This is a genomic window from Arcicella sp. LKC2W (genome assembly GCF_034931005.1).
In the GTDB taxonomy this organism is placed as follows: domain Bacteria; phylum Bacteroidota; class Bacteroidia; order Cytophagales; family Spirosomataceae; genus Arcicella.
The window spans coordinates 58,235-69,067 of the sequence record NZ_JAYGIN010000030.1 but is presented as its reverse complement, the minus strand read 5'-3'; the positions used below and the strand labels follow the sequence as shown (position 1 = coordinate 69,067).

Below are 10,833 nucleotides of genomic sequence, written 5' to 3'. Positions count from 1 at the left end.
TGACAAATTTTATTTTGTGCAAAGTTAAAGTATTTTCAATATATCAAAGAACTTAACAGCCCTGCTCCATCGGAGAGGGGTCGGGGGTGAGGTTTTGCATTAATAAGTATATAAGTCCGAAACTAAATACTAACCCTACTTCTATCCAATTATTTGTAGAAAAAAATCCCCAATCAATACAGATTTATGTAGAATTTAACCCTCAAAACTTTGATTTATGGCTTGGAATACAAATTTGAATGTTAGCAGAAACATTTAAGGATTTTCAAACCTAAACTCAACATGAAAAATACTACAACTGAAAAAATCAATATGAATGGAATGGGAGCAATTATACATGAAAACGGCGTTTTCTTCCGAGTATGGGTACCCAATGCAAAAAATGTTAGTGTAATTGGTTCTTTCAATGATTGGAATGACTCAAATGATGCCTTAACTCACGAAGAAAATGGTTACTGGGGTGGTAATATTGAAAATGCCAAAGCAGGTGACGAATATAAATTTTGTATTGAAACTACTGAAGGGAAATTACAAAGAAATGACCCTTATGCTAAAGAATTAACCAATTCAGTGGGCAATTCAATTGTGTATGACCCTACTATTTTTGATTGGCAAGACGATGATTTTCAAATGCCTTCTTGGAATAATTTAGTTATTTATGAGCTTCATGTTGGCACTTTTCATGTCAAAGAAAAAGGTAAAATTGGAAATTTTCATACGGTAATCGAAAAGTTAGATTATTTAAAAGATTTAGGGATAAATGCTATTGAAATTATGCCTCCTTTTGAGTTCCCTGGTGGATATTCATGGGGTTATAATCCTGCATATCCTTTTGCTATTGAGTCTGAATATGGCGGAGCCGATGCCTTCAAAACCTTAGTAAAAGCGGCTCACGAAAAAGGAATTGCGGTTATTTTAGATGTTGTTTACAATCATTTTGGTCCTACTGATATGGATATGTGGCAATTTGATGGTTGGAGCGAAAACGGATTAGGGGGCATTTATTTTTACAATGACTGGCGAGCAAAAACGCCTTGGGGAGATACTCGTCCAGATTATGGTCGTCCAGAAGTGCGTCAATATATACGTGATAACGCCATGATGTGGTTGGAGGAATTTAGAGTGGATGGTTTACGAATGGACATGATTCCGTACATCAGAAATGTAAATGCCGATGAAGACCCGAATACAACTTTACAAGAAGGCTTGAGTTTATTGCGTTGGATAAATTCGGAAGTGGCTACTAAATTCCCTTGGAAATTAACGATTGCAGAAGATTTACATGGGTTAAATTCTATTACAGACGGTCTCGGACAAGAATGTGGTTTAGGATTTGGAAGCCAATGGGATGCCGATTTCGTACATCCTGTGAGAGAAGCCATTATTACCCAAGAAGATTCACACCGAAATATGGAAAATGTGAGTCTTGCCATTTTGAATAAATATAGTGGAGATTCTTTTAAAAGAGTAATTTATACAGAGTCGCACGATGAAGTTGCCAATGGCAAAGCACGGGTAACGGAAGAAATTGCTTCGGGCGATGTTAATAATTGGTATTCTAAAAAGCGAGCTTCACTCGGTGTAGCTTTGGTGATGACTGCTGCGGGAATTCCGATGTTGTTTCAAGGACAAGCACTTTTGGAAGATAAATGGTTTTCTGATACCGACCCAATTGATTGGAAACGCCAAAAGAAATTTAACGGTTTTGTTAATTTGCATCGTGATTTAATTCAGCTTCGTCGCAATTTCAATAACAATACAGAAGGACTTTCAGGACAGAATACCGAATTACTGAAGATAGATAATGAACGTAAAATAATTGCCTTTCATCGTTGGCAAAAAGGCGTAAAAGGCGATAGCACCGTCGTAATTCTAAACTTCTCTAACACTACTTTTGAAGATTACGTCATTGGAATGCCAGCCGAAGGTGAGTGGAAATTACGTTTTAATAGTGACTGGGAAGGTTATGACAAAGAATTTGCGAATTTTATGTCAACCAATGCTATCGCAAATCAAGGGGAATATGATGGTTTTCATTTCAATATTCAATTTTCAATTGCCCCTTATACGGCATTAATTTTTTCACAGGATAGAGACTGAGCGAGCGAATGAGGGCATATACAGAAAAAGGGAATACTACGGTATCCCTTTTTTAGCTTTTTGAAAAATAAATACTTATTTTGATTAAACATCGTTAAATTTTTAGCTGAATCAGAAACTTAACGGACTTCATACGTCTTAAATTTGTATTTTAGCAATTGAACCTGTTTAAACTTTCTCTTTCGACTAAAACCATGTCTTTTAGAACCCTTCAAACCAAAATTTTATCAACGTAGCTCTGCTATGTTGATAAAATTTTAGTTCAAAGACTTCAAAAATACACTAATTTGTATTTCAAAACAGAAAGTTTAAACAGGTTCATTATCATATTTAGTAAACTAAAAATAGCATGAAAAAATTAAGCATGATTGCCCTATTGATGACAATTTTTGTGGTCAATACCTATTCTCAAACTGCTGACGAAGTATTCCAAAATCATTTTAAGGCTGCTGGCGGAAAGGAACTTTGGGACAAAGTAAAAACGTATTCGTTAAAACAATCTTTCGTTTCAAATGCCCCGAGCGACTACGAAATGGAGGTAAAAGCGTCTATTCCTGATGCTTCTATGTTAAAGACGAAAACTATCATGAAGCGTGGTTTTGTCTATGCTATCAATCCGACGGACGCATTTTATAAAATCCCAACGGGAAGCCGTGATAAAGCCATTGTTTATGATGTAAAAGACCTAAGTGATAAAGAAAAAACAAATATGAAACGTGAAGTGGCGGATATGTTCGCTACATTTTATGACTATCAATCAAAAGGTTATATTGCCACTTATGTAGGTTTAGAAGTAATGGGAGCTCAAAGAGTTCATCACATCGAGCTTGCTGGAAAAGACATTAAATACGATTTGTATTTTGATAATATCACCAATTTGTTGACTAAGCAAAAAGAAAAATTATCAACTGGCGAAGAAATCACGAAGGAATACAACACTTACGCAACGTCAGATTTTGGTATTATTTATCCATCGGCAGGTACATATTATAGCAGTATTGACAAAAGAAACGTAAAAATCGCTTCAACAATCGTCTTCAATCCAACTTTTGATGCTACAACTTTTAAAAGATAATTAGGTTTGAATTGATGAGTTTATGGATTTGCAGTCTTTAAGTTATAATTCGGTTCAACTTCCCGAAAGTTTTAAACTTTCGGGAAGTTCCAATTCCAATAAGCTATCTCATTCTCTATACAACTAAAAACCAACACTTCCCCCTCACTTAACCAATCCTAAATGCGGCAATTTTTTAAAATAACAGGTATTATTCTTTTAGCTTTAGTCTTACTCGTGGTAGGATTATTTTTTTATTTACAGACATCGGCAGGGCAAAATTTTCTGACACAAAGAGTTACTTCCTATCTGAAATCTAAAATTGATAAGCCTTTTAGCATCAAAAAAATTAGCTATAAAATTCCTGATTGGATAGCCTTAGAGGGTGTGTATTTCAGCGATAATCAAGGAGATACTTTAATTGATGGGCAAAAACTTTATGTCAATATGGATATGCTTGGTTTATTGAAAAATCAAGTTTCCATCAATGAAATCAACCTTGAGAATATTAACATTAATATCAAAAGAACGCTACCAGATACAACTTTTAATTTTGCCTACATCTTAAAATCTTTTGAAACGCCCAACACAAACACAAAAATTGATACGGCAAAAGGCATTCCTTTAAAATATAAAATTTCTAATATTAAGCTCAAAAATGTTCGGGTTAAATATTTGGATGACGTTACAGGAGTTGATGCAAAAGTTTATTTGAGTAATACACAAACCTCTTTTTCAGATTTTGACCCTGCAACTTCAAAATACCATTTGCATAAATTAGCCTTAGATGGTGGAAATATGAACCTCCGCCTTTTCGCTTCAATTCCAAGCACAAAAAAAGTAGAAAATACCCCTTCCGATACCTTAGATTTTTCCTTCACAGAATTTGATGCTAAAAATATTAATTGGAAAATCACCGAAGAAACTTCTGGATTAGTCAATTCTGTAAAATTAGGACGACTCAATACCAAAGCAAGTCAGGTTTATTTATCAGGAGAAAAAATACATCTAAAATCCGTCGATTTATACAATACTGATGCTTCCGTTACATTTTTGAGAAAGAAAAGCATTCAAAAAACGGGAAATCCAACTTCTGCAGCTCAACCCAATAATTGGAAAGTATCAGTTGATAAAATCATTTTTGATAAAAATAATATTACCTACCAAGACCAAAACCAACCTTTACAGAAAAAAGGAATCGATTACAACAATCTAAAAATCAATAATTTAAAACTTAATTTAGAACGACTTTATTATTCAGAAAATAAAACTTCTGGTTGGATTTATAGTGGTTCATTTAAAGAAAAATCAGGTTTTGAATTACAAAATCTCCAAGCAGATTTTGCCTATACCAATCGACAAACTTTCCTTAAAAAACTTTTATTCAAAACTCCTCAATCTATTTTAAGGGATGAATTTGTCTTGAATTATAACTCTTTCAATGAATTAACCGATAATATTGGAAAAGTTAGGATTAAAAGTAACATCAAAAATAGCCAGTTGGCATTTAAAGATATTTTGTTATTAGCTCCTGATTTAGCAGAAACGCCACCATTTAAAGGCAATGAAAAAGAGGTCTTAAAATTTAATGGAGGAATCAGCGGAACAATCAATAACATGAAGGTTTCGCAGTTTACGATGACAGGATTTGACCAAGTTAAATTGAATATACAAGGACAAATTACGGGCTTACCCGACGTGAATAAAACAGTTTTAAATCTGAACGTTCAGGAATTATCAATTACCAAAAAAGATTTATTAAAAATTGCTCCCCAAGGCTCAGTTCCTGACAATATTGAATTACCTCAAAAAGTGGTAGTTCTTGGAAAAATCAGTGGAAAATTGGACAATTTAGTGCTGAATACAAACCTAAAATCAGACTTAGGAAATGCGTCGTTCAATGGGAAATTAATCAATATCACAGCAGATAAAAATCAGCAATATGATGGAAAATTAGCTTTTGAGAATTTTGAAATGGGGAAATTCTTAAAACAAACAGAAAAAATTGGAAAAATCACGCTTTTAGCCGATGTAAAAGGTACGGGCATCGACCCAAAAACCATGAAAGCAAGCATTAATGGCACTATACAACAAGCTGAATTACAAGGATATAATTATAAAAATGTAATCATACAAGCCAATTTAGCCAATCAAATTGCGGAGCTGAAAGGGAATATCAAAGACTCAAATATTAGCTTAGATATTGATTCTAAATTTGATATTTCTCAACCATTTCCAACCATAAAAGGAAATGTAAAAGTTACCGAACTGAATTTAAAAGCACTCGGTTTTTATGCCGATAATATTGGAATCAGAGGCGATATTGATGTGGATATGCAAAATACAAATCCTGATAATCCGAGTGGGACAATTACCATTAATCAAGGGACATTATTACAAGATGGTAAACCTATCAAAATTGAAAATACAACCTTAACGGCAAGTAATACCGCCGAAGGCAAAAAAATCACGATTGATGCTCCTTTTGTAAAAGCAAACTTGAAAGGAAATTTCAATTATTTACAGATTTCGGATATTATTGTTGGTACAATTAATCGCTATTTTGTGATTCCAGACGTTGCCTACAAACCAATTTTAACGCCTTATAATCTTTCAATTGATGCAAAATTTGTGAAACACCCTGTTTTACAAGCATTTGTCCCCGCACTCACCCGCTTGGATACGTCAAGATTTACGGCGAGTATTGATAGTCAGGCAGATACCATTTTTAGAGCTAATTTAACCCTACCTTATCTGGAATATGATACCATTCAAGTATCAAAAGTAAAATTTGCCATGACTGGAAATGCCCAAAATTTAACTTACAATGGCGGGCTTGATGGGGTAAATTTCACAGGTTTTAAAGTTCGCAAAACAAGTTTGACAGGTGATATAAACAACAACACAGCCAGCTTTAAAGCAACCTTCAAGGATTCAGTTGAGAAAGACCGTCATCAAGTGGTTGGTTTAGTCCAAAACATTGATAATCAGTATCAAATAAAATTTAAAAAAGACGGTTTATTGCTAAATTATGCCTCTTGGAACGTTGATTCTACGGGCTATATTCAATATGGAAAATCGGGGTTATTGGTTAATCATTTCAATATTGAAAGAGGAATTCAAAAACTTAGCGTGAATAGCACAACTTCTACCCCGAACGGACCAATTGACATTTCTGCTGATAGCTTAAATATTCAAAATTTCGTAACGCTATTTGTGCCAGATTCGACCTTGGCAGGTGGGAAAATTGATGGAAAAATTCTCTTGAGTAATTATATGGAATCTCCGTCATTTACAGGTGATGTACTTGTGACTAATTTCCGTTTTCAGAAAACGCCAATTGGAAATTTACAGGTAAATGTTTTTAATGAAACTGCCAATAAAATAACTGCAAAAGCAAGTCTGTTGAATCAATACAATGACATTCAATTAGCTGGAAATTATTATTTGAACACCAAAAACTCGCTCGACCTCAACTTGATAATCAACAAATTGGCTGCTGAAACGGTGGAAGCATTTAGTTTTGGACAATTGCGACGTGCCAAAGGAAATTTGAACGGACAAGCCAGCATTAAAGGCTCAACGGACAATCCATTCTTGAAAGGAAATCTAAACTTTAGCAAAGTCGCCTTTGACGTATCGCAATTGGGAAGCCGTTATTTGATTGATGAACAAAATCTAATTTTTGACGGACAAACCATTCGCTTGAAGCAATTTACGGTGAGCGACACATTAAATCAGCCTCTTAAAGTTGATGGAACAGTTGTTTTGAGTAATATTCCGTCTGTAAAATACGATTTAACGATTGATACCAAAAACTTTATGGTACTGAATTCTACCAGAAAAGACAATGGTTTTTTCTATGGAAAAGGGTTTGTAGATGCTAATTTAAGTTTGCAGGGAGTTTCGGAAAAAGCAAAAATAGAAGGTGATATTAAAGTACGTGAAAACAGTAAAATTTCGGTAGTTGTACCTGATAGTTTTGATGAATTGAGCGAAAGTGAAGGAGTTGTAGTTTTTGTTAATCATAAAAACCATGCGGAAAAAATAAAGGCGGATTCACTTCAACAACAGCGTTTTATTAATGATTTTGTTTCGGAAATATCGCTAAATATTGAAGCTGATGAAAAATCGGAATTTACGATTGTTGTGGATGAAATAAATGGTGATAACCTTGTGGTTAAAGGAAATGCCCGCCTAAATGCAGGCGTAACTGCCGATGGACAACCGTATATTTTGGGTTCTTATGATTTAACAGAAGGAAAATATGGCTTGACTTTCGAAGTAATCAAAAAGCAATTTTCGATACAAAAAGGTAGCAATATTGTATGGACTGGCGACCCCATGAATGCAGAGGTAAATATTACGGCGATTTATACCGCCAATACCGCTCCGTTGGATTTAATGGAAAATTCTGTTACCGAAAATTCTGCTTTATACCGTCAGAAAATGAACTTTGATGTGTTTTTGACTATGGCAGGCAAATTATCAAAACCTGATGTTTCCTTTCAAATAAAAGCTTCTGAAACACAAAGATTGATTTCGTCAGATGTGATTACAAACGTGAAAGATAGATTAGCAAAATTGGAGATGAATGAAACCAATAAACAAGTTTTTGCCCTTCTAATTCTTAATCGCTTTTTTTCTGAAAAATCTTCCGATTTCTTCTCTACCAGTAGTGGCGGAGTAAATGCAGAGGCTTTTGCCAGACAAAGTGTTAGTAAGTTGTTATCCGACCAATTAGACAGATTTGCTTCAGATTTGATAAAAGGAGTCAATCTTGATGTAAATTTATCCTCAACACAAGACTTTTTCAATGGTGAAGCAAGCAGTAGAACAGACCTAAGTTTAGGACTTTCAAAAGCATTTTTTAATGATAAAATTGAGGTAAAAGTTGGTAGAAATTTTGAATTGGAAAATACCTCAAAAATCAGCAGAAATCCTGCGGAGGTTTTCGATAATATCAACGTAAATTATAAACTAACCAACGACGGAAGATACTTATTCAAAGCATTCCGAAAAAATCAATTTCAGTCAGTTTTAGAAGGTTTCATTGTAGAAACGGGTATTGGTTTTACCATTACAATGGAATACGGAAAATTTAACGAAGTATTCCAGAAAAAACAGAAAACAAACTAATTTATGCCATCAGTGATAAAAAACATACGGACTTATATACTTATTGACGCACAACCTCACCCCCGACCCCTCTCCGATGGAGAGGGGAGAAAAATGGGGTCGAATGCTCCCCTCTCCATCGGAGAGGGGTTGTGGCTGAGGTTTTTTCGTCTCAAATTTAACTTGCGTCAAATAGTATATACTTCCGAAAACATATATAAAACTTCTGTAAAACACAGCCTTCTGCTCATCCTTTTGGTTGTGCTACTGAGCAGTTGTTCGGTAACAAAAAAACTTCCTGCTGGTGAAAGTCTATACACAGGAGCAACCGTAAAAGTGGTCGCTGATTCTGCTATAAATAAATCGGAAGTAAAAAATATTCAAGCTCAACTTACTGAATTTGTAAAACCCAAACCAAATGCCAATTTGTTCGGTTTTCCGTATAAAGTATGGTTTTACTATCTATTTGGTGAACCTAAAAATGAGAAGGGATTTAAAAGTTTTTTCAGAAAACGCTTTGGCGAACCACCCATTTTAGCCAGTAAAAGTGTAACGGCTGCCAATGTCAAACAAATCAATTTATTATTGAACAATGAAGGCTATTTTCGTTCATTCGCAAAGGGAGATTTAATCGAGAAAAACCGTAAATCTACGGCAGTTTACACGGCAACACTTCATCAGCGATATTATTTGGATAGTGTTTCATTTTCACCGCAGGATACCTCCATATTGGGTAAAGCATTTACAAACGCAAAACAAAATTCTTTGCTACAAAAAGGCTCTCCTTACCGTTTTGACTTAATTTCTGGAGAAAGAATTCGTATCGATAATATCCTCAAAAAGAGAGGTTTTTATTATTTTCAACCAGATTTTATCATTGTAAAAGCAGATTCATCCGTAGGAAATCACAAAGTAAATTTATCCGTAGAAATCAAGCCTACAACTTCGCAAGTTGCCCGAAAAAATTACAGAATTCGGGATGTACACGTATTGGCAGATTATGGGGAGAAAATCTTTGCTGATAGTGCTAAAAAAGACCAAGAGATTGTTTTTAACGGTATCAGAGTTAATGACAAAACACAATCGTATAATCCCAAAATATTTTCGCAAGCCATAGCATTCCGTAGAGGTGGTCGATATAGCAGTAATATTCAAGATATTTCACTATCGAGATTAATCAACCTAAATGGTAATTTTAAGTTTGTAAAAAACACGTTTGAGTTAGTACCTCGCTCCGACTCTGCCCTCTTAGACGTGTTCTATTATTTAACGCCTTTGAAGGCAAAGTCTTTCCAAGCTGACATTAACGGAGTTACCAAGTCAAACAACTTTACGGGTACTAATTTGAGTCTTTCGTGGTTGAATAAAAACACTTTTAAAGGAGCAGAATTATTTAAAATAACTGCCACTGCTGGTTTAGAATTTCAAGTTGGGGGAATCAGTCAAACATTGGGTAAAATAAATACAAGTCGGTACTCCATTGAAGGAACATTAGCCATTCCGAGATTTACGATTCCTTTTTTCACGATAAACCCACAGCGAAATCAAGCTCTGCCTAAAACAAATATCAGTGTCGGATATGAGGTATTAAAAAGAGGTGATTTATATAGTTTAACCTCACTGAAATCTTCAATGGGTTATGCTTGGAAACAAAATAGTATGGTTGAGCATTCCTTTACACCTATTTCAATCAATTTAGTAAAAGGCGACTTTTCATTTGAATTTGGAGAAGAAATTTTCCGTAGTGATAATCCTATTGCTATTTTAAAAACATTAGACAATACACTCATCATGAGTTCAAATTATAATATATCTTATACGCCAACTCCCAAACCCCAAAGTAAGCATTTATTCAGATTTACTGGAGGTATTGAAGTAGCAGGAAATTTTGCCAACTTACTATCAAAAATAGGCTCTTCGGGTTCATCAAATACCTTAGTAGGCGTTAGTTATGCACAATATGCACGATTGGACGGAGATTTACGATACACCTATAACATAAATAAAAGCCTACAAATTGCTAATCGCTTTGTGGTGGGTTATGGTTTGCCGTATGGTAATTCAAATACACTTCCTTATCTAAAACAATATTCTGTAGGTGGAAATAATAGTATCAGGGCGTTTGCGGCCAGAAGTATTGGACCAGGCGAATACTTTTCTTCTGGAGAGGTAAATAGCGTTGTACTGGGGAGTCAAACAGGAGATATTAAATTAGAACTGAATACTGAATTAAGAGCGAAGTTTACCAAATATATAAACGGTGCTTTTTTTATTGATGCGGGGAATGTCTGGATTCATCACTTTGAAGAAGACTACGGTGCTACGTCTATATTCGGCTCTGATTTCTACAAACAAGTTGCCATTGGAACGGGTGTTGGTTTACGTTTAGATTTCAGCTATTTGGTGCTTAGATTTGATTTGGCAACCCCTGTACACAAACCGTATTTACCCGAAGGAGAACGTTGGGTTTTGAAAAACTTTGATTTAAAGGATTCTCAATGGCGAAGTGAAAACTTAGTCTTGAATATTGCCGTTGGTTATCCCTTCTAATAAGTATGAGT

Annotated in this window: 4 protein-coding genes; all 4 read left to right on the top strand. The window is 34.8% G+C overall.

The window, feature by feature from the left end; translation table 11 throughout:
- The first annotated feature begins 282 nt into the window (after window positions 1-282).
- The gene (locus VB796_RS21220; protein ID WP_323348595.1) at window positions 283-2,100 is read left to right on the top strand and encodes an alpha-amylase family glycosyl hydrolase; all 1,818 of its coding nucleotides are present in this window, start codon (window positions 283-285) and stop codon (window positions 2,098-2,100) included.
- Window positions 2,101-2,449: 349 nt separating this feature from the next.
- Window positions 2,450-3,175: a hypothetical protein gene (locus tag VB796_RS21215; protein ID WP_323348594.1), complete on the top strand. Its 726-nt coding sequence runs from the start codon at window positions 2,450-2,452 to the stop codon at window positions 3,173-3,175.
- A 162-nt stretch (window positions 3,176-3,337) separates the two neighbouring features.
- Window positions 3,338-8,293 (top strand): translocation/assembly module TamB domain-containing protein, encoded by a 4,956-nt coding sequence (locus tag VB796_RS21210; protein ID WP_323348593.1) that lies wholly within the window; start codon window positions 3,338-3,340, stop codon window positions 8,291-8,293.
- A 162-nt stretch (window positions 8,294-8,455) separates the two neighbouring features.
- The gene (locus VB796_RS21205; RefSeq protein ID WP_323348592.1) at window positions 8,456-10,822 is read left to right on the top strand and encodes a BamA/TamA family outer membrane protein; all 2,367 of its coding nucleotides are present in this window, start codon (window positions 8,456-8,458) and stop codon (window positions 10,820-10,822) included.
- Window positions 10,823-10,833: the final 11 nt, after the last annotated feature.

Excerpts from the sequence above, each read along its gene's own strand:
- VB796_RS21220 (WP_323348595.1), top strand. The coding sequence starts at position 283 with ATGAAAAATACTACAACTGAAAAAATCAATATGAATGGAATGGGAGCA.
- VB796_RS21215 (WP_323348594.1), top strand. The coding sequence starts at position 2,450 with ATGAAAAAATTAAGCATGATTGCCCTATTGATGACAATTTTTGTGGTC.
- VB796_RS21210 (WP_323348593.1), top strand. The coding sequence starts at position 3,338 with ATGCGGCAATTTTTTAAAATAACAGGTATTATTCTTTTAGCTTTAGTC.